At 63.3% G+C, this 21,328-nt stretch carries 22 protein-coding genes and 1 pseudogene; 18 read left to right on the top strand and 5 right to left on the bottom strand.

Annotated elements, in window-relative coordinates; translation table 11 throughout:
- The first annotated feature begins 9 nt into the window (after positions 1 to 9).
- On the top strand, positions 10 to 651 hold the full coding sequence (locus ACEOAB_RS23320) for a hypothetical protein (protein ID WP_413747772.1): 642 nt from the start codon (positions 10 to 12) through the stop codon (positions 649 to 651).
- 67 nt (positions 652 to 718) lie between these two features.
- On the opposite strand, the gene ACEOAB_RS23315 is transcribed toward ACEOAB_RS23320, so the two are convergent.
- A complete protein-coding gene (locus tag ACEOAB_RS23315) occupies positions 719 to 1,372 on the bottom strand; it encodes a hypothetical protein (RefSeq protein ID WP_413747771.1) in 654 nt (217 codons plus the stop codon).
- Positions 1,373 to 1,791: 419 nt separating this feature from the next.
- Here ACEOAB_RS23315 and ACEOAB_RS23310 point away from each other — a divergent pair, with 419 nt between their 5' ends.
- On the top strand, positions 1,792 to 2,103 hold the full coding sequence (locus ACEOAB_RS23310) for a hypothetical protein (protein WP_413747770.1): 312 nt from the start codon (positions 1,792 to 1,794) through the stop codon (positions 2,101 to 2,103).
- Positions 2,104 to 2,143: 40 nt separating this feature from the next.
- On the opposite strand, the gene ACEOAB_RS23305 is transcribed toward ACEOAB_RS23310, so the two are convergent.
- Positions 2,144 to 2,464: a hypothetical protein gene (locus ACEOAB_RS23305; RefSeq protein ID WP_413747769.1), complete on the bottom strand. Its 321-nt coding sequence runs from the start codon at positions 2,462 to 2,464 to the stop codon at positions 2,144 to 2,146.
- Positions 2,465 to 2,678: 214 nt separating this feature from the next.
- Positions 2,679 to 3,722 carry a hypothetical protein gene (locus tag ACEOAB_RS23300; protein WP_413747768.1) on the bottom strand — a complete coding sequence of 348 codons (1,044 nt, stop codon included), beginning with the start codon at positions 3,720 to 3,722 and terminating at the stop codon, positions 2,679 to 2,681.
- Between the two features lie 135 nt (positions 3,723 to 3,857).
- Between ACEOAB_RS23300 and ACEOAB_RS23295 the strand changes: the two genes are divergently transcribed.
- From ACEOAB_RS23295 to ACEOAB_RS23280, 4 genes are all read left to right on the top strand, one after another.
- A complete protein-coding gene (locus ACEOAB_RS23295) occupies positions 3,858 to 4,631 on the top strand; it encodes a helix-turn-helix domain-containing protein (RefSeq protein ID WP_413747767.1) in 774 nt (257 codons plus the stop codon).
- A 2-nt stretch (positions 4,632 to 4,633) separates the two neighbouring features.
- On the top strand, positions 4,634 to 5,467 hold the full coding sequence (locus ACEOAB_RS23290) for a hypothetical protein (RefSeq protein ID WP_413747766.1): 834 nt from the start codon (positions 4,634 to 4,636) through the stop codon (positions 5,465 to 5,467).
- Positions 5,468 to 5,497: 30 nt separating this feature from the next.
- The gene (locus tag ACEOAB_RS23285) at positions 5,498 to 5,623 is read left to right on the top strand and encodes a hypothetical protein (protein ID WP_413747765.1); all 126 of its coding nucleotides are present in this window, start codon (positions 5,498 to 5,500) and stop codon (positions 5,621 to 5,623) included.
- Between the two features lie 110 nt (positions 5,624 to 5,733).
- Positions 5,734 to 7,170, top strand: a complete 1,437-nt coding sequence (locus ACEOAB_RS23280; protein WP_413747764.1) for a hypothetical protein — start codon at positions 5,734 to 5,736, stop codon at positions 7,168 to 7,170.
- 300 nt (positions 7,171 to 7,470) lie between these two features.
- On the opposite strand, the gene ACEOAB_RS23275 is transcribed toward ACEOAB_RS23280, so the two are convergent.
- A complete protein-coding gene (locus tag ACEOAB_RS23275; RefSeq protein ID WP_413747763.1) occupies positions 7,471 to 8,691 on the bottom strand; it encodes a tyrosine-type recombinase/integrase in 1,221 nt (406 codons plus the stop codon).
- Positions 8,692 to 9,278: 587 nt separating this feature from the next.
- Between ACEOAB_RS23275 and ACEOAB_RS23270 the strand changes: the two genes are divergently transcribed.
- Together ACEOAB_RS23270 and ACEOAB_RS23265 are read left to right on the top strand one after the other, a co-directional pair.
- Positions 9,279 to 9,956: an NAD(P)H-dependent oxidoreductase gene (locus tag ACEOAB_RS23270; RefSeq protein WP_056595065.1), complete on the top strand. Its 678-nt coding sequence runs from the start codon at positions 9,279 to 9,281 to the stop codon at positions 9,954 to 9,956.
- Positions 9,957 to 10,045: 89 nt separating this feature from the next.
- Positions 10,046 to 10,144: pseudogene (locus tag ACEOAB_RS23265) on the top strand (transposase domain-containing protein); the annotation flags it as partial.
- A 1,522-nt stretch (positions 10,145 to 11,666) separates the two neighbouring features.
- Here ACEOAB_RS23265 and ACEOAB_RS23260 read toward each other — a convergent pair.
- A complete protein-coding gene (locus ACEOAB_RS23260) occupies positions 11,667 to 12,110 on the bottom strand; it encodes a universal stress protein (RefSeq protein WP_413748653.1) in 444 nt (147 codons plus the stop codon).
- A 105-nt stretch (positions 12,111 to 12,215) separates the two neighbouring features.
- Here ACEOAB_RS23260 and ACEOAB_RS23255 point away from each other — a divergent pair, with 105 nt between their 5' ends.
- From ACEOAB_RS23255 to hemN, 10 genes are all read left to right on the top strand, one after another.
- Positions 12,216 to 14,537, top strand: a complete 2,322-nt coding sequence (locus ACEOAB_RS23255) for a heavy metal translocating P-type ATPase (RefSeq protein ID WP_495653142.1) — start codon at positions 12,216 to 12,218, stop codon at positions 14,535 to 14,537.
- Entirely contained in the window at positions 14,537 to 14,674 is a 138-nt protein-coding gene (gene ccoS, locus ACEOAB_RS23250) for a cbb3-type cytochrome oxidase assembly protein CcoS (RefSeq protein ID WP_056595060.1), read from the top strand. Before ACEOAB_RS23255 ends, ccoS begins: the two co-directional genes overlap by 1 nt.
- Before the next feature lie 65 nt (positions 14,675 to 14,739).
- Positions 14,740 to 16,179 (top strand): cytochrome-c oxidase, cbb3-type subunit I, encoded by a 1,440-nt coding sequence (gene ccoN, locus ACEOAB_RS23245; RefSeq protein WP_413748655.1) that lies wholly within the window; start codon positions 14,740 to 14,742, stop codon positions 16,177 to 16,179.
- 9 nt (positions 16,180 to 16,188) lie between these two features.
- Positions 16,189 to 16,818 carry a cytochrome-c oxidase, cbb3-type subunit II gene (gene ccoO / locus ACEOAB_RS23240; RefSeq protein WP_413748656.1) on the top strand — a complete coding sequence of 210 codons (630 nt, stop codon included), beginning with the start codon at positions 16,189 to 16,191 and terminating at the stop codon, positions 16,816 to 16,818.
- A gap of 19 nt (positions 16,819 to 16,837) precedes the next feature.
- A complete protein-coding gene (locus ACEOAB_RS23235) occupies positions 16,838 to 16,978 on the top strand; it encodes a cbb3-type cytochrome oxidase subunit 3 (RefSeq protein ID WP_130424671.1) in 141 nt (46 codons plus the stop codon).
- A 13-nt stretch (positions 16,979 to 16,991) separates the two neighbouring features.
- On the top strand, positions 16,992 to 17,909 hold the full coding sequence (gene ccoP / locus ACEOAB_RS23230; RefSeq protein WP_413748657.1) for a cytochrome-c oxidase, cbb3-type subunit III: 918 nt from the start codon (positions 16,992 to 16,994) through the stop codon (positions 17,907 to 17,909).
- A 15-nt stretch (positions 17,910 to 17,924) separates the two neighbouring features.
- The gene (ccoG, locus tag ACEOAB_RS23225) at positions 17,925 to 19,337 is read left to right on the top strand and encodes a cytochrome c oxidase accessory protein CcoG (protein WP_413748658.1); all 1,413 of its coding nucleotides are present in this window, start codon (positions 17,925 to 17,927) and stop codon (positions 19,335 to 19,337) included.
- A gap of 9 nt (positions 19,338 to 19,346) precedes the next feature.
- The gene (locus ACEOAB_RS23220; protein WP_413748659.1) at positions 19,347 to 19,661 is read left to right on the top strand and encodes a FixH family protein; all 315 of its coding nucleotides are present in this window, start codon (positions 19,347 to 19,349) and stop codon (positions 19,659 to 19,661) included.
- A complete protein-coding gene (locus ACEOAB_RS23215) occupies positions 19,658 to 19,924 on the top strand; it encodes a hypothetical protein (RefSeq protein ID WP_413748660.1) in 267 nt (88 codons plus the stop codon). The genes ACEOAB_RS23220 and ACEOAB_RS23215 overlap by 4 nt, the downstream gene beginning before the upstream one ends.
- Entirely contained in the window at positions 19,921 to 21,327 is a 1,407-nt protein-coding gene (gene hemN, locus ACEOAB_RS23210; RefSeq protein WP_413748661.1) for an oxygen-independent coproporphyrinogen III oxidase, read from the top strand. The genes ACEOAB_RS23215 and hemN overlap by 4 nt, the downstream gene beginning before the upstream one ends.
- Position 21,328 lies beyond the last annotated feature (1 nt).

The following is a 21,328-nucleotide window of genomic DNA, read 5'->3' as shown; positions in this document are numbered from 1 at the left end:
GCCTTGTGTATGTTCATCGAGCATCCAAGCCAGGCCCTGAACTCGCTATTTCGCGATAAGCCCTACCAAGGCGTGAATCCGGAGGAGGCCAAGTTCCTGTTCATTGGCCTTGACGCAAACTATGAAGCGCAGATAGATGCCAAGCCAATTTTCGCGAAGCTGCGGGAGTATCACAAGGACGGGGCCGCCTTCTGGCGCAGCCACCAAGTGCATCACCCGTTTCTGCTGCCTCAGTACTCAGGGGACGGCCGCTTCTATCACCGCAGCTTCGCCCGCATTGGCTTTACCCCGGAGCACGCGAACCAAGTCTCGTTCATAGAGCTGCTGCACCTTCCGACTGTCGGGCGAAGCAGTCTTGTGCCAGCAGATTTGAACGAGGAGCACCTATCCAAGCTCTCCCAGATTGTCTTGGCTGGCACGGCGCAGCACATCTTCGTGCCACAAGCCGTAGCTCGCCTGATGCATGCGACAGGCCGCTTCGCGTGGCTTTTGAAGAGACCGTCGGAACAATTTGGTCCCCTCGGCATCCTGTATCGCCAGCAAGCGAAGACCGTTTATAGCCATCTTCACTTTTCCGTGTATGGAAAGTTCGAGGCACGTAAGATTAATGAAGCGACCGCAATTCGGTCTCTTATCAGTGCAGGCATCTGAAGTCGTTGGCGAAAGCTTAGAGTCGGCAAGGAGCGGCAGTGCGGCCGGGGACCACGGCAGTTGCCGTCTACTCGCAAGCAGCCGAGGGGGCGGATGGGTCCGGCGGGAAGGGCCAGGGATTGGCTGGCGAAGTCGAGCTTGCGAACAACGAGGCACTCAAGTCTTTCAGCGCCCGCGGGTCAAGAATCTCGAACTTGCTGAAACGATAGGCATGGGCTTTCATCAGTGCTCGACGTTCCTTGGCATCAGCGTGGTCCGTGCAGTATTCCCACAGCGGCCAACCCGTCCGTTTGTCCTCGGCCACCACGACCCAGGACTTCGCAGGCGGCGGTATCTCCAGCCCTCGAATCTGGTAATCGGGGCACGACTCGAAGAGCTCGCTGCGCTGGTCGAGGAATGCCAGCAATCCTCGGAACTTCGCCACGACGAAGGAGGCGAGCTGCCGAAGCTCGTCCATGGACGCGGTCTCTGGCGGCACTGAAGTCCAGGCTGATTCCATGACGAGGCGGCCTTTGTCCTGGCGCGCCTCGTCACGCTCGACTTGCTCGACCTCAAGGCCCAGTTCGAGCCCCTCAAGGACGGCGGCAGACATCAGGACCCGAGCCAAGGCATCAATGACCTCAAGCTGTGCCGGGCTGTAGCCCTCGTCGTTGCAATACACGAGATGGAACCAGGTCAGCCCTTCCTGCAGCTTCGCGTGCCTCAGGACGAAGCGCCGCATCGACTTGTGGTGGCGACCGCCCGGCTTTGCTAACAGGGCTTCCCCCTCCAGTAGCGACTTCCTGGCCTCGCGGGCCCTTTCGCAGTCTCGAGACATCAGGTGTTCCTCTGGCCGAGAGCTGATGGCGGCAACGGACTCTGGGCCGTCTGTGCGTGCGCAACCTGAGTGGCCTTGAGCGGGAGTGCGGTGCGCGAAAGGAGCATGTTTGAGACAGACGGCGGAGGTGGACGCTGGACTTTCGGGCGCTCACTTTACCCAAGACCGGCTGCTTGGCTACGCCCCAGCAGCAGGCATTCGCGGTGCGCGCACAACAGTTTGCCGCTGCTTAGGAGGTCGCGGCTTCTGAAGCGCGTGCATACAAACCTGCCTTCAGGAACAATCGGCAAGTGCGATATGGAGTGGCTGTGAGGAGGGGAAAAATGCGAAATGTCTCGTTGGTGCGCATGCATGTGGGCATTGCCGTGTGCTATCTGTGCGTCTTCCTCTTCATCGTCTACGCGGTGGTCACGAGGTCGACCAGCAACCTGGCCGGTCTTTGGATACTAGGCGCCATTGCCGCCGTCCCGATTGGCCTGCACCTCTGTGCGGCGCAAGGCGCAAGAAGGGGAGCCGACTGGGGCAAGGTAGTGTCGAGAATCCTCGGCGTCATCTTGCTTTTGGGTTTCCCCATTGGAACGTTGCTGGGCGGCTTGATTCTGGTCAAGACCGGCGAGAAGGATTGGCAGTCGTAGCGGCAGTTGGCTTTCCACCAGGCGCAGACGCGCCGCCTTGTCACCAAACGATTTTCTTTTCGTTCCCCCAGCCTTCCCGGCCGGTTGTGACCCCGCGGTGTGCCGGAGTCGCCTGAATGCGGAAGACGATGCGGCCGTTCTCCGGGCCACCCTGGTGCACGCGGAAGCCGAGAATCGTGCCGCCAAACCTCGAAGGCGCCGCCTGTCCGTCGTGGAGGTAGAGGTCGGCTTGCTCTGCGACAAGCCGTTCGGCGGTGCTCACCGCGACGACCCAGTATCCACAGTCGTACTCGTGCGGATGTTGTGCATCGCTAACCTTGTGGGTGTTTCCCAGACGCTCGACAAAGTGGATCGCTGGCATTTTTTTGCTTCTCGTGGATTGAAGCCGATTGTGAAGGCATCAAGGCACCATGTTGCCGCACCGGTCGTAGGGAAGCGACAACCGGCGCGGCACGCAAAGTGCCTTTTCCGCAGATGCGAACATCGAAGGTCACTCCCTGGCTCACATGGCCCTTGAACCAATCCTTGCCACCCTGCCTCGCAAAGCGAGAGACTTGAGATTTCGCAAGTCCGCCTTATGCAAACATTCGCTTGAGTGATGCAAGCGGCCCTGCCGCTGAAGCCAGACTGTTCAGCGCATTTCCCGTAGGCTCGGCGGCAGGGTGCATGACGAAGTTCGGCGTGTAGGCCTCTTTGACAATGCCATCGCGCGCGGCCGCAAGCTCCGACTCCTCAACAGGTTCGGTCAAGTCTGCCATCTCGCCGGGCTTCAGCTTGAGCAATCGGGTCAGTGCCAGCACGTTGTTGTGCATGGCGCCCAACAGCTCCTTCTGGCGGTCGGTGAACGCCAGGTAATCCTTCGAGGCATCCGCTGCGAAGTCACTGAGCAGTTGACGCAGTTTGTGCGTGTGCTCAACCGTCAGGGCATACAGTCCGGAAACCTCCATGGATTGCCGCTGGACAGCTGCGTGGGTCTCCGAGAGCTGCTGCAAGCGCTCGGTGGCTTCCTCAATGGTGCAACGATTCTTGTAGGCCGCCCAGCCGACACCCGCAATCAGCGATGTACCGGCGAGAGCGATGCCCACCGGGCCGGCCATTGCGAGTAGCGCATTGCCGGCCGCCATCCCCCCACCGCCTACGGCAAGCGTACCGCCCCCAAGCCACGCCAGCGCTGCATTGGTCGCCGCGGCACCGGTGAGCGCCGAAATTGCAGTCCCGGTCGATGCGGTCCCAAAAGTCGTGGCAATGGCGAGTGCGGCAGTGGGCGCTCCGAAGGCAGTGGCCGCGCCCGCGGCGGCACCCAGGCCCGCCGTTGCGCTACCGACGGTTGCGGCATCACGAATATCCTGGCTGAAGCCTTCGCTGAACATCTGGCTCGAATCATCGAACTGCTGCAGGTGCAGGTGATACAACTCAAAGGTCCTGTCATAGGTCTTGGGGTGGCGCGCCAGCGTGTTCACATAAGCTTCGACGTCGGCCACCAGCGTGCGTCCCACCTCCGAGCGCAGGGTGTGGAGCTGGGTGCATTGCTGGACCAACTCGTCGCGAGACGCGCTGAGGTCACCCTCGGCTTTGACAACACGGTCTCTCATCTCGGCAGCTTCAGAAAATTTCAGCACGTTGGCTCCTCGGTTGTGGATTGGTTGTTCGGGACCGGCAAAGTATGCCCAGCACTGATGGCAAAAGACCCGTGGGTGCTCGCGCTTTGTCTACGATAGTGGACACACTTGCTTGGGTTGTTTGCATGTGCTGTCATGCTGGAAACGCGCCACTGGTTGCTGGTAGCAGAACGGCTGAGCGCCCGCAAGCTCGCAATGTCTTGCATGCTGGACAGTCGGACTTCGGCGGATGGACAGGTAGTTCGTAAACTGCCGGCCATTCCAACAAAAGAAGGTTCCAACGTGAATGAACTAGCCGCTGGGGAGTCTCGGCTTTTCGAGGCCGTATCGCGCAGCTTTGCCGATGCCGTGCGGCGCGCGATGCGCGTTGCGGGGGAGGGTGAGGAGGGGAATCTAGGCTCTCTGACGCAGACGGACTTGGCTGCACGGGCCGACATGGGGCGCTCGACACTGGCCAAGTATCTTGGGACGGGACCAGAGGACCCTGCGCCGAACCCGACCTTGGATGTGGTCTGCCGACTCGCGGATGCACTTGGGGTGCCGCCCGCCTTCCTGCTCATGCGGCCGAAGGATTGGGCCAGCCTTGCCACCAGCACGCTGACCTTCCTTCAGGCACTGCCAGCCAGACAGTTCGGGGAGAGGGTTTCTGACCTGCAGGCAATGAAAACGACGAACTCCCTGGAAGTCGCCAATGAGGCAGTCAAGCTGGGATTGCTCCTGAACACCGTCGAAGACGACGAGGACGAAAACCTGGCGACCGAGGTTCGGGAGTTTCGTCACGCTGCCAAGGTCTCCACGGCTGCAATCGCCGCATCTATACCCTTCCGCTTTGACGGCGTCTCCAAAGAACATCTTCCCGTCTTGCTGACCCTGTGCGGCATCGTCGGGACCACCATTGCAAGGAATTGAACATGGCTCGCTCTCTCTCCCCGGCCCCCCTGGCCGAAATCCTTCGCGGGGCCGACACCGGCGACCTCGACGTTCTGGTCGACTACATCACCGACTCTGGAAAAGGCCGTATGGCACTGGACAACGATGTTTGCGCACAGCTGGTGCGCGCTAAATCCGCGCAGGCCTACGGTCCGAATGAGCGGATGCTGATTGAAAGCGAGCTGCGCCAGTTTGGTGGCAACACGGTCGCAAACCTGATGCGCAACATGCGCGGTTTGCTCGGCAGTCTCACCTCCTCGGCGTCCGGGTCCTCGTCGACTCAAGCGGCGACAGTGCCCTACGACGAAATCGTTCGCGATGTGGCCGAGCATCTGAAGGTGGAATTCGACAAATACGCCAGCACGCCCGAAGTTGAAGACGGCATCATGAACGCTCTGTTGGCCGCGTCCTTCGAGAAAATGAAGCCCGACCAGCGCGAACTGATTTTGAATGACCTCGGCATTCCCGGCGCGGCAGACCTTGCGCAGCGCAGCGCTGCGGCCATCAGCGCAGGAATCGCAGCGGCAGCACTCAGCTCGGTCATGGCATACCACCTCTCGCGTTCGGTGGCGGCTGCTTCGGTTCAAGCGCTGCTCGGCCGAGGCCTGGCCATTGGCGCAACTTCCGTGATTGCCCGGCCCATCGCAGTTCTGGCGGGTCCTATTGGATGGGCTGTAACGGGTGCATGGGCGCTTGCAGACATGGCGAGTCCGGCCTATCGCGTGACGGTGCCCTGTGTGGTCCAAATCGCGTACATGCGCAAGAAAGCGCAGATGAATGGCCGTCAATCCGAGCCGACGCCGCAGCCCGCTTGAACACCGCCCCCCCATCAAAGGAGACTCTCCATGCTCATCCCAAGTCCGACCGAATACCTCAAGACCCACATCATTGCGTTCCTTGCCGGGGTCGCGTCCGTTGTGGTTGCCCAGCTTTATGTGAAGTGCGCGAGCTCCAAAGATTCATTCGACTGAGCGACGGCGAGGTCCCGCACGAAGGCGGGCTACCGGGCATGGCCTTCGACGATAGAAGTTGACCCTTGCATCCAACCCAAGCGTGCCTCCGGCGCCGGCAAGACCCTGACATGGCTGACACAACCACTGTGAAAACCGACTCGCTGTTCGACCAGACAATGGCCTCGCTGGTGCAGCTGGCCAATACCGCGCGCGACGCGGCCGGCGCCGCCAAGGTGGATGCGCAGAACCTCCTATTCGAGCAGGCTAGCATCTACATCGACACCGTTCGGGAGTTCATCGACAAGCCTGGCAACATCCTCGGTTCGCCCGCGACCAAGCACGGCGAAATCGCGGAGGTCGCAGAAGTGGGCGTGCGCAACGCCTGGGACGTCTTGAGCGGGTTGACCCCTTCGGCAAGCTCGCATCCCGACCGGATTGGCCCAGTGGACATCATCCTGGGAGAGTCCGATGTGCAATCCAAGTTCTACAACGGGATTCGCAACACCCTCGGTGGCGTGACCGAGCACCTGGAGAAGTACCCCGACTTCCCCGAAGGGACGAGCCACTACCTCATTCCCAAAGACCAGTACGAACTCTTGCAGAAGGCGCTTCGCGGCGAAGCCACCGAACTGAGCCCCATGTCCATCGAGCGGCTGAAGGAATCGGTCCAGAACATCGAAGCGCTGACAGGCCGCGAATTCGATGATGCGGTCCGCCCTGCCTCCTTTGGCTACAAGGAAGTTCAGTTGGGGCGCATCGATGAGACCCTGGACGAAAGACAGGATGAGCTCTCGCGCGCCAATGAGAAGCGCGTGGAAGACATCCAGGCCGAATACGCGCCTTCGTGGCAGGAAGGCCTCAAGACGACCGCGATTGCCGCGGGGGTCGGTGCGGGTGTGTCGTTCGTGCGAGCGTCCTTCGGCAAGTACCGGGAAGGCAAGAACATCTTCAAGGGCGAATTTACCGCCGAGGACTGGCAAGACGTCGGCTTGGATACCGCCCAGGGCGCAGCCATTGGTGGCGCGACCGGTGGGGCGCTTTATTTGATGACGAACTGCGCCAGCATGTCCGCCCCTTTGGCAGGCGCCGTGGTGTCCGCGGTCAAGGGACTGGCGCCTCTAGTGCAGGGATATCGCGCGGGCGACCTCACGCTGGAACAGCTGGTGGATACTGGCTGCATGGTGTGCGCCGAGGTCGGCATGGTTGCTGCTGCGACCGCCATCGGCCAGGCCGTGATTCCGGTGCCTGTTCTTGGCGCACTCATCGGTTCGATTGCTGGACAGGTGCTCTCCAGCATCCTTGCGAGACAAGTCCAGGAAAGCACCCAGGCCATTGCGGCGCGGGTGGCCGGGTACACCGCCTCCCTCGACCTCCAACAGAAGCAGGTCATGGACGCCCTGCTCACGCGCTTCGCGCGCCTGGGCGAACTCACTGTGGCTGCGTTTGACGTGGGCCTGAACGCAGGCATCCTGGAAGCCAGCGCGACATTGGCGCGTACCTATGGCATTGAGGCCTCGAGCGTCCTGCGCACAACGCGTGACGTTGACCGCTTTATGCTCGGCTGAACTGGAGTCAATGAAAAACCGCCCTGGCACAGGGGCAGCTCCACGAAAAAAGCCGGCCCACGCGAAGCGCAGACCGGCTCCGACCGGGTGAGGGCGCCCGTCGCCTAGTTCGATGCGACGGCCGAGGCGACTGCGCCTTGGTGCGACCATCAGCAAGCCGGAGTGTTCCTCGTCTTCAAAGAATGGCCTTATCGTGGATTGCCCTCTAGTGAGTGCCAAGGGAGCGCAAACAAGGGAGGCCTTGGTTTACCGTCTGAACCAGAAGTTTGGGAGTCAGGAGCTTCGCTCCCAAGTTTGACTTCACTTCCCTTGAAGGTAATTAGCCCAGTCCTCCATTAGCTGCTTGCGCTTTTCCACCATGTCGCTACGCGCGTAGGCGCGTACTGTTTGGTCACCAACGACGTGTGCCAGTGCAAACTCCAGAAGCTCATCCGGGTAATTAGTGGCTTCCATTCCCCAAGTACGAAAGCTGGCTCTGAATCCGTGCATCGTGTAGTCCAGTTCCATGCGGCGCATTAGCTGGGTGAACACCATGTCGCTGTAGGGTTTGCTCTTGGGATTGGAAAACACCAAGCCATTGGATGCCTGGTCATCTGCGATGCCTTGCAGCTTACGCGTTTCGAGCAGGACTTCTCGAGCGCGCGTTGACAATGGCACCCGGTGCTCACGACCGGCCTTCATGCGCTCGCCTGGCACGATCCAGGTTGAAAAACTGGCGTCGAATTCGGACCACCGAGCGCCACGAGCTTCCCCGCTGCGGGCCCCTGTGAGCACGATGAATTCGAAAGCCAGCTTGACCGCAGGTGTGGCGGTGCCGGCTTTGACCTTGGACAGCAGAGCGGCAACTTCAGCATGCGGGCACGAGGCGTGGTGCTCGACTTTCCGCGCGCGATCATTGGCTCCTAGCGCCAGCTTCAGTTGCTCCCAGAATTCTTGGTCGAGGCCGGTGCAGTAGTCCTTGGCGGCGCCGTAATTGAGAACGGTGCGAATCCGCTGAAATATGCGGCTCGCCGTTTCTGCCTTCTTCTTCCAGATGGGCGAGAGTGCCTTGTGAATCTCCGCTTTGCCCACTGCGCCAATCGGAAGCTTGCCGCATACCGGAAAAATGTACGTTGTTAAGGTGTTGATCCACTGGTCGCCGTGCTTGGCGTTCTTCCAGTTGTCCGCGTGGGCCTTGTGGTACTCGCGGGCGCATGCCTCGAAGGTCACGCTGGTTTGCGCCGCTTTAACCTCCGCAGCTTTTCGCTGCACGAGGGCAGCTGAGCGATGGGAGATGGGGTCGATGCCCTGGTTTATTAGCTCACGCTGCTGCTGCGCCAGCTCCCGTGCGCGTGCCAATCCCACGTCATAAACGGAGCCCAACCCCATCTCTCGCGATTTGCCGTTTAGGCTGTACCGCAGCAACCATGACCGGCCGCCCCTGGGCGCTATCTGTAGGTACAAGCCACGGCCGTCGAGGTAGTAGCCAGGTGGTTTGTTTTTGCTTTTTACGGCAGCGTCGGTCAGCAGGTTGTGGCGCATACAAAAGTGGTATAGCCAGAATCCGCATCCGAACTGGCTGTACCCCCAATATTACCCCCTTTTTTATGTTGCACTGCCCTGATTTTTGCTGCATCTTGCTGCACTATGGCTGCCGGCTAAGTGGCTGTTTTTAAACAGTTTTTGTACCTTGTTGGTTGCCCTTGCACGGCCCTGTAGTTAGAATGCGGGGCCACACTCTCCGCCAGCAACCCAGTATCCATGCGGGTTTGCAGGTGGGGTAGGCACTTACCCCCCCTTTTTCTTTTTGCGCTCAGGTGGGCTTTTTTGGACCCCTTTGCAGCGACGCGCTATGGCTATGCACGAAGCTGGTGGACATGCGCTGTGGCGCCGAGCTTTTGCTCGCACACGTGGTGCATGCGCTGGGGAGCTCCCACGGTCAATCCTGACGCATCGCATCTTCTACGACCAACTCGGCATGCTCTGAGCGGGCTCGGGCTGGGCCACGATTGTTTCCACCGCGGAAACTGAGTAACGCTCCGGCGCGCCCAGCGCCCCATGCAAAGACTTTGAAAATCCGGAGGGGGCGTATTGTGCGTGCCCAACCTTCCAATCAGACCGAACGATTCATGTCCAATTCTTCTACCAAACCCGCCACCGACGAACCCAATGCAGCCCAACTGCTCGCCACCTTGCAGTGGCGCTATGCGACCAAGAAAATGGATGCAACGCGCAAGGTCCCGAAGGAAAAGCTTGAGCGCATCCTCGAGGCCGCCCGCCTGGCGCCGACGTCCAGCGGCCTTCAGCCGTTCGAGATCTTCGTGGTTACCGACGCGGCGGTTCGCGAACGCATCAAGCCAATCGCTTGGAACCAGGGCCAAGTCGTCGATTGCTCGCACCTGCTCGTCTTCGCTGCCTGGGACGACTACACCGCTGAGCGCATCAACCACATGTTCGACCTGACCAACACCGTGCGCGGCACGAAGAACGAAGGTTGGGAAAACTACCGTGCCATGCTGCTCGGCAGCTACCCGCAGCGCGGCAGCGAGGTCAACTTCGCGCATGCGGCCCGCCAGGCTTACATCGGGCTGGCCGCGGCACTGATTGCAGCGGCGCACGAAGAAGTGGACAGCACCCCCATGGAGGGCTTCGACCCCGCGGCGCTCGACGACATCCTGGGCCTGCGCGCACGCGGCTTGCGCAGCGTCGCCATCCTGCCCGTGGGCTACCGCGTGGCGGACGAAGACTGGCTGGTCAACCTCACCAAGGTGCGCCGGCCGCGTGACCAGTTCGTGACGGAAGTCTGAGGCGACGACGTCGAGCGATCAGCCTGCGTGACTCGGAGGAGGGCTATGCAGGCGGCTCAGGTTTGAGCATGCGGCCGCCGTAGCAGTAGGGCAGCGAACTGGCTGGTCAACGTGCTGCGGCCGTGATGAGTCTCGTGCGGTCGCCCAAGATGCATGGCCACGATCCGTGGACTTACCTCAAAGACGTCCGCAGCTTCCACACAACTGGCGACCCGCAGCCTGATCGGCAAAACGCATACGAGGCTCCACCAACTGCCATCAAGGTGGGACGCCGAGCCGCTTACGCTGTGTCGCTCAACGACCCGGACAAAGATATGCTCACCAACAGAGCTCCGGGCGAATGACCGCAATTGTGCCGGAGACGTAACCTCGAGGTCCGAAAGGGACCGGTAGCAATCATTGCAGCATGAGCAAACGCGGCTGCACCTACGTGCAAACTTCGTAAACGCCCACTTATCGGTGGTTGGCGCATTCGTGAGAAACCACGGGTCAAATCCAAAGAGGGTTGGTCGCGGTGCATTCGGTTGCTCCAGCGGATTCGCTCGCGTCGGTTCGGCAGGCAAAGGTCATTGTCGGAGACGGCGTTTGAAATCATCGATGCCTCGGCGATCGACTCTGATTTCCCCCGGGCACTCCTCCTTTGCCTCCTTCCCGCCACTGATTCGGGGCACCGGCGCGCTTATCGTGGACGGTAAGAGCGCGTCATCGCGTCGCGATCTCAGGCCGAGCCCGAGCGTGGGTGTTCCGCGTTGCTGGCAGATGCAGCCATAGCTCGATTGGAGAACAGTCGGAGACCGCCACCTGTTGAACAAGAAATAGCAGGCCCTTCACACGCCGCTGCGCGCGAACGGTCGACTTACCAAGGCTTCCACCAACGGCGCCGTTCCTGCCGATGCTTAAGAGGCCTCAGGTCCAGGGTGTCGTGGTCAAGATGGGGCGCACCAGCGCGTCGCCGTAGCTCCGCCTCCAGTTGATGCGCTATGCCGCGAGCGTGCAGTTCACCCTGTAGCGCTCGTCGGCGCCATTCAATGGCCCGCGTGCCCAATTCCTCGTCGGGCAACGTCTCTGTTTCGATCATGGTTGGGATTTATGACGGGGTACCGCGCTCGAGCCTTCGACTCTCTCAGGAATTCTCGCGGGGCCAAACGCGCGTCATCAAACCAACGCTCGCAGGCCGCCTTGAGCGTAGGGGGTCGCAACCACCACCGACATCGCCAGAATATGGGATGTCGATTAAGTATCCAAAGATTGCCTTCAGCGCATGACGCTGCTCTTTCGACACGGTTTGTGCTTGCGCTTTGCGCCTTTTTTATGACGACCGCCTGAGTAACCATGCTGTCACTCGCCAAGCGCCACTCCGACACACAGCGAATGCGCTTGCTTCGCATAAGCCGGCTCGCAAGCGACGACCTCAACTCTTCAGCTTTTGGTGGCTCAAGGGGAACTACGTTCACCGACGCACCAGACGGCGCCCCATCGCATAGACCATGGTGGTCTTCGCCTTGTTCAGATCGCCTTCGGCGCGGCTCATGTCGAGAGTTGCCCGCGCCTGGGTGGTCTCGGCTCTCTTCGCAATGGAATCTCAAGCGCAGGCTCTTTGCTTGGATACCGATGCGACCGGCAGACCTTTGGTTGGAGTTGAGCTGCGCTATGCAGAAGTTCGTCGCAATCAACCGGAGGGCGAGGCGCACTGCACATGACGCCAGACCGCTACCGCAGCACCAGAACCGGCAGCGACGAGCGCACCAGAACCTGCTGCGTCTCGCTCCCCAGCAGCAGGCGCTTCAGGCCCTTGCGTCCGTGCGAGGCCATCACGATCAGATCGCTCTTGTGCTTCTTTGCTGCCGCGATGATCGATTCGGCGACCAGGTCCGAACTGGCTTGCGCCGTCTTGATCCGTACGCCACGTTCCCGTGCGCGATCCCGCACCTTGTCGAGCATGTCCTGTGCCTTCTCGGCCCACTGCTTTTCAATGCGGCCGATGTCTTCGGCCGAGAAGGTCATCGAGCCTTCGAAATAGCTCTTCGGGTATCGGGGAACGACGGTCAAGGCGACCAGGTCCGAGTCGTTCTGCACCGCCAGCGAGATGGCGCTGTCGACGGCCTTCTTCGAAAGGGCGGTGCCGTCGGTGGCGACGAGGATGCGTTTGAACATGAGGATCTCCACATAGCGTGCGGCAGCCGAGCTTAGGCGCGCTCCGGGCGATGCGGCTTGATTCAGATCAAGCGCTTCGCAAGGCCAAGCTCTTAGGCTCGGCCGATGAATGCCACGCTTGCCCCCGATCGGATCGCGATCCCCGTACTCCCCGCCGCAGCCAGCGAAGAGGCCTGGCAGGTGCTGGACGATCCGGCCGAATGGGCCGCCTTCGGCCGTGAACTGGATTCCGCCGATGGAGGCCATTGGGAGTCTCAGGTCGTGGTCGAGGGCATGCACTGCGCGGCCTGCGCCTTCACCGTCGAGGCCGCGCTGCGGCAGGTACCCGGCGTGAGCGAAGCACAAGTCAACGCGGCGAGCCGGGGCGCGCGCGTGGTCTGGTCGCCCGCGCAGACGCGGCCCTCACGGTGGTTCGAGGCCGCCGCGAAGTCCGGCTACCGGCTCCTGCCCGGCAGCGACCGCTCCGCCAGGGAACTGCGCCGGCGCGAATCACGGCTGGCCTTGTGGCGCTGGCTGGTCTCGGGCTTCTGCATGATGCAAGTGATGATGTACGCCTACCCGGCCTATGTCGCCAGGCCGGGCGACATGACGGCCGATGCGGCGCAACTGCTGCGCTGGGCCTCCTGGGTGCTCACCCTGCCCGTCGTGCTCTTCTCCTGCGGTCCCTTCTTTCGCAGCGCCTGGCGTGACCTGCGCATGGGCCGAGTCGGCATGGATCTTCCCGTGGCCTTCGGCGTGTTCGTGACCTTCGCGGTCAGCAGCGCCGCCACCTTCGACGCCGGTGGCTCGCTCGGCCACGAGGTCTACTTCGACTCGCTGACGATGTTTGTGTTCTTCCTGCTCACCGGCCGCTGGCTGGAGGCACGGCTGCGCGAGCGCACCGCCGGCTCCCTCGATGCCTTGATGAACCGGCTGCCGGATGGCGTCGATCGCCTTGCCGCCGACGGCAGCTGGAGGCGGGTGGCGGTGCGCCGGCTCGCCGTGGGAGATGTGGTGCGGGTGCGCCCGGGCGAAGCCTTCCCCGCCGACGGCGTGGTGATCGAAGGCGACACCAGCGCCGACGAGGCTCTGCTGACCGGCGAATCCCGCCCTGTGCCGCGGCCCTGTGGCGACCGCGTGCTGGCCGGCAGCCACAACCTCTCGGCGGTGGTCCGGGTGCGGATCGAATCGGTGGGCGAGGGCACGCGTTTTTCCCAGATCGTCCGGCTGATGGAAAGCGCTGCCTCGCGCAAGCCGCGCTTGGCACTGCTGGCGGACCGGGTGGCGAGGCCGTTTCTCGTTGCAGTACTCGCATCGGCCGCGTTGGCGGCGGTGTTCTGGTGGCACGCGGACCCGGGCAAGGCGCTGATGGTGGCGGTCGCGGTGCTCATCGTGACCTGCCCGTGTGCACTGTCGCTCGCGACACCGGCCGCCATGCTCGCCAGCGCCGGCGCCCTGGCGCGCGATGGCGTGCTGACCTCCAACCTGCAGGCGCTGGAGGCGCTGGCATCGGTCGATACGGTGGTGTTCGACAAGACTGGCACATTGACGGGCGACATCCCGCGCCTCGAGCGCATCTATTGCCGGCAGGGCCTGCGGCCCGGCGATGCGCTCGAGATGGCGGCAGCCCTCGCCGCGCAGTCACTGCACCCCGTCGCGCAGGCACTGGTGAATGCGTGGAATGCCCAGTTCCGCTCTCCGCCCGGCTGGACGGTGGAACAGGGCGTAGAAGCCGTGGGGCTCGGGCTCGAGGGCCTGATGCGGCGGACGCGCGCGGGCTCGGGGACGGGCCAGCGCACGCGCCTCGGCTCGTCGAGCTTCTGCGGCGTGAGTCCGCTGGGGGTGGACGCGGCACAAGTCCACCTGGCCGACGAGCGGGGATGGGTCGCCAGCTTCGTTCTCATGGAAGAGCTGCGCGCCGATGCCGCCGCTGCAGTGGCTGCGTTGCGTGCACAGGGCCTGACCGTGCGGCTGCTCTCGGGCGACCGCCGCAGCGCCGCAAAGGAAATCGGCTCACGCTGCGGCGTCGATTTCGCAGAGGGCGGCTGCACACCGGAGGACAAGCTCGACGTGCTCTGGCGGCTGCAGGCGGAGGGAAGGCAGATCGCGATGGTGGGCGATGGCCTCAATGACGGCCCTTCGCTGGCGCGCGCGAACGCTTCGTTCGCGTTCGGCCGTTCCGTGCCGCTGTCGCGCGCGCACGCCCATTTAGTAGTGCTGGGCGACAGGCTCGCCACCATTCCGCAAGCCATCGCACAGGCCCGCAAGACGCTGCGCGTGGTGCGCCAGAACCTCTTTTGGGCCGCGGGCTACAACGCGCTGTGCGTGCCGCTCGCCGTCGCGGGCTGGTTGCCGGCGTGGCTCGCCGGCCTCGGCATGGCCGCGAGTTCGCTCGTGGTAGTCCTCAATGCGGCGCGGCTCGCGGCCGCCGGGAAGAAGTGGCGCTGATGGACATCCTCTTCCTGCTCATTCCGCTGTCCGTGGTGCTGGTCCTCGCGATCCTTGGCGGGCTCTGGTGGGCCATCGAGCGTGGCCAGTTCGACGACGTCGAGATCGAAGGCGACCGCATCCTGCACGGCGATTGATTTGCATCAAGCCCACAAGGCAGGGCCCCACGGAAACTGCCCGCAACTCATTCAAGGGCACGACGATGCAACAACCGAATCCACCCGCTGCGGCATACGACGACACCGTCGTGCGGCAGTTCGCGCTGATGTCCGTGGTCTGGGGCGTGGTCGGCATGCTGGTCGGCGTGATCATCGCTTCCCAACTGACGTGGCCCGAACTCAACCTCGGCATTCCCTGGCTGAGCTACGGGCGCCTGCGGCCGCTGCACACCAACGCGGTCATCTTCGCCTTCGGGGGTTGCGCGTTGATGGCCACCAGCTTCCACGTGGTGCAGCGCACCTGCCAGGTGCGCCTCTTCGCGCCGAAGCTGGCGTCCTTCGTGTTCTGGGGCTGGCAGGCCGTGATCGTGGCGGCCGCCATCAGCCTTCCGATGGGCTACACCCGGGGCAAGGAGTACGCCGAGCTCGAATGGCCGATCGGCATCCTGATCGCCGTGGTCTGGGTCGCTTACGCCATCGTGTTCTTCGGCACCATCGGCAGGCGAAAGGTCCGCCACATCTACGTCGCCAACTGGTTCTACGGCGCCTTCATCATCGCGGTCGCGCTGCTGCACATCGTGAATGGCGCGGCGATTCCGGCCGGCTGGATGAAGAGCTATTCGGCCTACGCCGGCGTGCAGGATGCGATGGTGCAGTGGTGGTACGGCCACAACGCCGTCGGCTTCTTCCTCACCGCCGGTTTCCTGGGGATGATGTATTACTACATTCCCAAGCAGGCCGGCCGACCGGTGTATTCGTACCGGCTGTCCATCGTCCACTTCTGGGCGCTTATCTTCACATACATGTGGGCGGGCCCGCACCACCTGCACTACACCGCGCTGCCGGACTGGACCCAGTCGCTCGGCATGGTGTTCTCGCTGATCCTGCTGGCGCCGAGCTGGGGCGGCATGATCAACGGCGTGATGACGCTCTCGGGCGCCTGGCACAAGCTGCGCACCGACCCGATCCTGCGCTTCCTGATCGTCGCGCTGTCGTTCTACGGCATGTCGACCTTCGAGGGGCCCATGATGTCCATCAAGACCGTCAACGCCCTGAGCCACTACACCGACTGGACCATCGGCCACGTGCACTCCGGCGCGCTCGGCTGGGTGGGCTTCATCACCATGGGCTCGCTCTACTACCTGATTCCGCGCATGTACGGCCGCACGCAGATGTACAGCGTGAAGGCCATCGATGTCCACTTCTGGGTCGCCACCATCGGCATCGTCCTGTACATCGCGGCCATGTGGATCGCCGGCGTGATGCAAGGCCTCATGTGGCGCGCGATCAATCCCGACGGCACGCTCACCTACACCTTCGTGGAGGGCGTGAAGGCCACTTTCCCGTTCTACCTGGTGCGCGTGATAGGCGGCTTGCTCTACCTCGGCGGGATGCTGCTGATGGCCTGGAACGTCTGGATGACCGTCATTTCGGGCCGGTCGGTACGCGCCGAGATCCCGCCCACTGCCATGGCCCATGCCTGAGGACGCACCATGAACCAGAACACTGAAAAAGCCACGGGCTTCTCCCACGAGAGGGTCGAGACCAACAACCTGCTGATGATCGTGCTGATCCTTGTCGTGGTGGCCGTCGGCGGCCTCGTCGAGATCGTGCCGCTCTTCTTCCAGAAGTCGACCACCGAGGCGGTGGAGGGCGTCAAGCCGCTCACGCCGCTGCAACTGGCCGGCCGCGACATCTACCTGCGCGAGGGTTGCTACAACTGCCACTCGCAGATGATCCGGCCCTTCCGCTCGGAGACGCTGCGCTACGGCCACTACTCGGTGGCGGGCGAGTTCGTCTACGACCATCCGTTCCAGTGGGGCAGCAAGCGCACCGGCCCCGACCTGCACCGAGTGGGCGGCAAGTACAGCGACGAGTGGCACCGCATCCACCTGAACAACCCGCGCGACCTGGTGCCCGAATCGAACATGCCGGCCTACACATGGCTGGAAAAGACGCCGGTCGACGCGTTGGCCCTGCCGGACCACATGCGCGCGTTGCGCCGCGTCGGCGTGCCCTACACCGATGGCGAGATCGCCAAGGCCACGGAAGAGGTCACGGGCAAGACCGAGATGGAGGCCACGGTGGCCTACCTGCAATCGCTGGGCCTGGCGCTGAAGTAGGCAACAAGGGACCGAAACCATGATCGACATCACCACCTTGCGCATTGCAGCCACCGTCGTCTGCTTCGCGCTTTTCATCGGCATCGTGATCTGGGCCTATTCGCGTCGCAACGCGCGCGACTTCCAGGACGCGGCCCGCTTGCCTTTCGAGCAGGACTGAGGAGCGCACGACCATGAGCGATTTCATCGGCCATTTCTGGTCCGGCTACGTTGCCGCGATCTCGTTGCTGAGCATCATCGGCTGCGTGCTGCTGTTGTGGTTCACCGCGCGCAAGCGGGTCGCGTCCAGCGCGGACAACACAACTGGCCACGTCTGGGACGAGGATCTTCGCGAAGCCAACAATCCGCTGCCCATGTGGTGGATCGGCCTGTTCGTGCTGACCATCGTCTTCGGGCTGGGTTACCTGGCAGTCTTTCCGGGGCTGGGCAGTTTTCGCGGCCAGTCCGGTTGGAGTTCGCAGGAGCAGTACCAAGCGGAAGTAGCCAAAGCCACGCAGGAGCTCGCGCCCGTCTACGCGAAGTACGCAGCCATGCCTGTCGAGGAAATAGCGCAGGACCCGCAGGCCAAGGCCATCGGCGAGCGGCTCTTCATGAACAACTGCGCCCAGTGCCACGGCTCCGACGCACGAGGCAGCAAGGGCTTTCCCAACCTGACCGACAAGGACTGGCTGCACGGTGGCGCGCCCGAGAAGGTCATCGAGAGCATCACGAAAGGCCGCGTGGGCGTGATGCCGCCGATGGCGGCGGCCGTCGGCACGCCGGACGACGTGAAGAACGTGGCCAACTACGTGCTGAGCCTGTCGGGCGAGCCACACGACTCGGTGCGCGCCGGCCTCGGAAAGTCGAAGTTCACGGCCTGCGCGGCATGCCACGGCATCGGCGGCGTAGGCAACCAGGCCCTCGGCGCACCCAATCTCAGCGACAAGATCTGGCTTCATGGCTATGGCGAGGCCGCCATCATTCAGATGATCAATTCGGGCAAGCACAACGAGATGCCTGCGCAGGAAGGCCGGCTCACCGAGGCGCAGATCCGGATGCTCGCGTCGTATGTCTGGGGGTTCTCCAACAGCACGACCACGGCCACGCCCTGACACCGGCGGCTGACCATGACACGGAAGATCATTCCCATCGTCAATGCCGGCAGCGACGAAGTCGGCCTCTACGAGGCGACGAAGAAGGTCTACCCCCGCACCGTGCGCGGCACTTTCGCGCGCTGGCGCTGGGCCATGGTCTTTCTCACCCAGCTGTTTTTCTACGGACTGCCATGGGTGGAATGGGGAGGTCGGCAGATGGTGCTGTTCGACCTGGCTGCTCGCCGCTTCTACATCTTCGGGCTGGTGCTGTACCCGCAGGACCTGATCTATCTCTCGGGCCTGTTGGTCATCAGCGCGCTGTCGCTCTTCCTGTTCACCGCGGTGGCCGGGCGGCTGTGGTGCGGCTACGCCTGTCCGCAGACCGTCTACACAGAGATCTTCATGTGGGTCGAGCACAAGATCGAAGGCAACCGCACGGCGCGCATGCGGCTCGATGCCGAGCCCATGTCGCTCGAGAAGCTGGTGAAGAAGTGGTTCAAGCACATTGTCTGGATCGGCATCGCGCTATGGACCGGCTTCACCTTCGTGGGTTACTTCACGCCCATCCGCGACCTCGGCATGGCCTTCCTGCAGACGCAGATGGGGTCGTGGGAGGTGTTCTGGGTCTTCTTCTACGGCTTTGCCACTTATGGCAATGCCGGTTTCATGCGCGAGCAGGTCTGCAAGTACATGTGCCCCTACGCGCGCTTCCAGAGCGCCATGTTCGATCGCGACACGCTCATCGTCACCTACGACCCCCGGCGTGGCGAGCCGCGAGCACCGCGCCGCAAGGGCCCAGATCCGCGCACCATGGCGCTGGGCGACTGCATCGACTGCGGCCTGTGCGTGCAGGTTTGCCCGACCGGCATCGACATTCGCCAGGGCCTGCAGTACGAATGCATCGGCTGCGGCCTTTGCGTGGATGCCTGCGACACCGTCATGCAGAAGATGGCCTACCCGCCGCGATTGATCCGCTATGACACGCAGAACGGCATGGAAGCCGGGTGGTCGCGCCGCCAGTTGCTGCGGCGCGTACTGCGACCGCGCGTGCTGGTCTACACGACGATCCTGGCGGTGCTTGTGATCGGGCTTCTGGCCAGCCTTGTCGTGCGTGCGCCGTTCAAGGTCGACGTGGTGCGCGATCGGGCCTCGCTGGCCCGCATCGCAGAGGGCGGCCGGCTCGAGAACGTCTACCGGCTCCAGATCATGAACGCCACCGAGCAGCCGAGGCACTACCGCATCGCCGCCGTTGGGCTGGACGGCCTCAGCGTCTCGCCCGACGAGCCGGTGACGGTCGATGCGGCCGGGTCGCGCTGGGTTGCGGTACGGCTGCAGGTGCCCTATGGCGCCGTGCCGGCCGGGTCGCACACGGTGCATTTCCGTATTCGCGACGAGGACGGCGGAACGCAGGTTTCGGAAAAGGCGGCCTTCCTGGTGCCGCGCTGAAAGGTCGACATGAACGCAACAACGACAACGGCAACAACGACAACGGCAACAACGAACGAGCAGGCGGCCGGGCCTTGGTGGCGCTATCCGCTGCTCTGGATGGTGATCGGCGGTCCGGTGGCCGTGATGATCGCGAGCTTCGCGACTTTCTGGCTGGCCTGGCGCAGCCCCGATGCGCTGGTGTCCGAGGACTACTACCGCGAGGGCATCGAGATCAACAAGACCCTGGCCGCGAAGAAGCTGCTGCCCGCGCTGGCCGGCCGCAACCATGCGACCACGCCAGCGGACGACATGCCGCAGCCGGCCCGGAAGGCGGCGCCATGAACGGGTTGCGCCAGCTCGCCGGCGTCTTGTGGCCATCTTTCCTGGTGGCCTGTGCCATGGAGGTGCTGGTGTTCGCGCTCGTCGATCCGGTCCACGCGTTCTGCGGCGCCGACGCGCTGCGTATGTCGCGCCAGGGCGTCTATACCGCTGCCTTCTTTATCTTCTGGCTGATGGCGGCGGCTTCGAGCGCCTGCACGGCATTGCTCGCCATGCCGTCTGCTCCGGAATTTTCGGATGCACCCCAGCGGACGCCTTCGCAATGACTCACGCCGCTTTTACTCCTGCGTCCGGGGAGATTTCGTTGCCCGTCGACCTGCTGCGCCAGTTCGACGTTCCCGGGCCGCGCTACACCTCCTATCCCACCGCGGACCGGTTCGTCGACGCCTTCGGGGCCGAAGACTATGCACAAGCGCTGCGCCGCCGGCGCGAGGCGGGCGCGCAGGCGCCGCCACTGTCGCTCTACGTCCATGTCCCATTCTGCGAGTCGCTGTGCTACTACTGCGCCTGCAACAAGATCGTCACCCGGCATCATGAGCGAGGCCGGCAGTATCTGTCCGACCTGGCGCGGGAAGCCGGACTCCAGGCCGCCCAACTGGGCCGCGGCGCCACCGTTGGCCATCTGCATCTCGGCGGTGGCTCTCCCACCTTTCTCGACGATGCCGAACTTGGCGAGCTCATGGAGTTGCTGCACCGTTCCTTCGCCTTCGTGCCTGGCGGCGAGCGCTCCATCGAGATCGATCCGCGCACGGTCGATGCGCAGCGCCTTGCGAACCTGGCCGCGCTGGGCTTCAACCGCCTCAGTTTCGGCGTACAGGACTTCGACCCCGCCGTGCAGCAGGCCGTGCATCGCATCCAGCCGGCGCAGCAGGTCTTTGCATTGATGGATGCGGCGCGCGCGCTCGGCTTCGGATCGATCAACGTGGACCTGATCTACGGGTTGCCTCGGCAGAACGACGCGTCCTTCGAGCGCACACTGGCCCAGATTCGCGAGCTGCGGCCCGACCGCATTGCGCTCTACGCCTATGCGCACCTGCCCGAACGCTTCAAGCCACAACGGCGAATCGCGGCCGAGGAACTGCCGGATGCCGCCGCGCGGGTGCGCATGCTTGCAAGCGCGATCGCGCGGCTCACCGAAGCGGGCTATGTCTACATCGGCATGGACCATTTCGCGCTGCCTGACGACCCTCTCGCGATCGCCAAGAGGGAAGGGCGGCTGCAGCGCGACTTTCAGGGCTACGGCACCCGGCCCGAAGGTGACCTGATTGCGCTCGGCGTCTCGGGCATCGGCCGCGTGGGCGCCACCTACAGCCAGAACGCCAAGAGCCTGGATGAATACCGCGATCTCCTCGATCAGGGGCGCTTGCCCGTGGTCCGGGGTCTCGCGCTGTCGCGCGACGACCTGCTGCGGCGCGAGGTGATCATGGCGCTGATGTGCCGGGGCCGGATCGACTTCAACGCCATGGGGGATGCGTTTGCCATCGACTTCCGGCGCTACTTCGCCGTCGAGTTTGCGGCGCTCGGCTCGCTGGTCGCCAACGGCCTGGTGCGGTTGAGCGACCACGATCTCGTCGTGACCGAGCAGGGCTGGTTCCTCGTACGGGCAGTCGCCATGGTGTTCGACCGGTACTGCCGCGCGAACCGCACCCGCTTTTCCCGCGTGGTCTGAC

It is taken from the genome of Variovorax sp. Varisp53, assembly GCF_059491555.1.
Note: the sequence above shows the minus strand (reverse complement) of the source record. Positions and strands in the feature narration are given on the sequence as shown.

Bases quoted from the DNA above. Each gene is read 5' to 3' on its own strand.
- ACEOAB_RS23320 (WP_413747772.1), top strand. From the start codon at position 10: ATGTTCATCGAGCATCCAAGCCAGGCCCTGAACTCGCTATTTCGCGAT.
- ACEOAB_RS23315 (WP_413747771.1), bottom strand. From the start codon at position 1,372: ATGCGGCGCTTCGTCCTGAGGCACGCGAAGCTGCAGGAAGGGCTGACC.
- ACEOAB_RS23310 (WP_413747770.1), top strand. From the start codon at position 1,792: ATGCGAAATGTCTCGTTGGTGCGCATGCATGTGGGCATTGCCGTGTGC.
- ACEOAB_RS23305 (WP_413747769.1), bottom strand. From the start codon at position 2,464: ATGCCAGCGATCCACTTTGTCGAGCGTCTGGGAAACACCCACAAGGTT.
- ACEOAB_RS23295 (WP_413747767.1), top strand. From the start codon at position 3,858: ATGCTGGAAACGCGCCACTGGTTGCTGGTAGCAGAACGGCTGAGCGCC.
- ACEOAB_RS23290 (WP_413747766.1), top strand. From the start codon at position 4,634: ATGGCTCGCTCTCTCTCCCCGGCCCCCCTGGCCGAAATCCTTCGCGGG.
- ACEOAB_RS23285 (WP_413747765.1), top strand. From the start codon at position 5,498: ATGCTCATCCCAAGTCCGACCGAATACCTCAAGACCCACATCATTGCG.
- ACEOAB_RS23280 (WP_413747764.1), top strand. From the start codon at position 5,734: ATGGCTGACACAACCACTGTGAAAACCGACTCGCTGTTCGACCAGACA.
- ACEOAB_RS23275 (WP_413747763.1), bottom strand. From the start codon at position 8,691: ATGCGCCACAACCTGCTGACCGACGCTGCCGTAAAAAGCAAAAACAAA.
- ACEOAB_RS23270 (WP_056595065.1), top strand. From the start codon at position 9,279: ATGTCCAATTCTTCTACCAAACCCGCCACCGACGAACCCAATGCAGCC.
- ACEOAB_RS23260 (WP_413748653.1), bottom strand. From the start codon at position 12,110: ATGTTCAAACGCATCCTCGTCGCCACCGACGGCACCGCCCTTTCGAAG.
- ACEOAB_RS23255 (WP_495653142.1), top strand. From the start codon at position 12,216: ATGAATGCCACGCTTGCCCCCGATCGGATCGCGATCCCCGTACTCCCC.
- ccoS (WP_056595060.1), top strand. From the start codon at position 14,537: ATGGACATCCTCTTCCTGCTCATTCCGCTGTCCGTGGTGCTGGTCCTC.
- ccoN (WP_413748655.1), top strand. From the start codon at position 14,740: ATGCAACAACCGAATCCACCCGCTGCGGCATACGACGACACCGTCGTG.
- ccoO (WP_413748656.1), top strand. From the start codon at position 16,189: ATGAACCAGAACACTGAAAAAGCCACGGGCTTCTCCCACGAGAGGGTC.
- ACEOAB_RS23235 (WP_130424671.1), top strand. From the start codon at position 16,838: ATGATCGACATCACCACCTTGCGCATTGCAGCCACCGTCGTCTGCTTC.
- ccoP (WP_413748657.1), top strand. From the start codon at position 16,992: ATGAGCGATTTCATCGGCCATTTCTGGTCCGGCTACGTTGCCGCGATC.
- ccoG (WP_413748658.1), top strand. From the start codon at position 17,925: ATGACACGGAAGATCATTCCCATCGTCAATGCCGGCAGCGACGAAGTC.
- ACEOAB_RS23220 (WP_413748659.1), top strand. From the start codon at position 19,347: ATGAACGCAACAACGACAACGGCAACAACGACAACGGCAACAACGAAC.
- ACEOAB_RS23215 (WP_413748660.1), top strand. From the start codon at position 19,658: ATGAACGGGTTGCGCCAGCTCGCCGGCGTCTTGTGGCCATCTTTCCTG.
- hemN (WP_413748661.1), top strand. From the start codon at position 19,921: ATGACTCACGCCGCTTTTACTCCTGCGTCCGGGGAGATTTCGTTGCCC.